Annotated in this window: 1 protein-coding gene; it reads right to left on the reverse strand. The window is 76.9% G+C overall.

All coding sequences use genetic code 11. The annotated features are described in order from the left end of the window. Positions 1-555, reverse strand: a 555-nt coding sequence (locus tag Q2100_RS19720) for an aminotransferase class I/II-fold pyridoxal phosphate-dependent enzyme (protein WP_302915418.1), incomplete at both ends; no start/stop codon positions are given.

Consider the following 555-nt stretch of genomic DNA (forward strand, 5'->3'; position numbering starts at 1 on the left):
ACCCGCACCCCGTGCTCCAGGCAGTCGTTCGCCGCCGCGAGCGCGACCTCCGGCTCGCCGAGCACCACCGACACCACGGCGGACTCGGGGCGTTCGGCGACGCCGCACATGTCGGCCAGGCCTGCGGCCCGCTCGAGCACCGCACCGGCCCGCCACGGTTCGGCCGCCAGCAGTCGCAATGCGGCCCACGCCGCGCCGACCGCGGCGGGCGCCAGCCCGGTGTCGAAGATGAACGGCCGCGCCGCGTCGATCAGATGCGCGCGCACCGCCGCCGGTCCCAGCACCACGCCGCCCTGGCTGCCGAGCGCCTTGGACAGGGTGGTGGTCATGACGACGTCGGGGGCGCCTGCCAGGCCGACCTCCTGCAGCAGCCCGCGCCCGCCGGTGCCGCGCACCCCGAGGCCGTGCGCCTCGTCGACGACGAGCAGTGCGCCGTGACGCCGGCACACGTCGTGCAAAGCGCGCAGCGGCGCCATCACGCCGTCGGCGGAGAACACCGAGTCGGTCAGCACGACGGCGCGGGATTCGGTGCGCCCGGCCAGCGCCGCGGCGACG

The sequence above is a fragment of the Mycolicibacterium arseniciresistens genome (assembly GCF_030519285.1).
Classification (GTDB): Bacteria; Actinomycetota; Actinomycetes; order Mycobacteriales; family Mycobacteriaceae; genus Mycobacterium; species Mycobacterium arseniciresistens.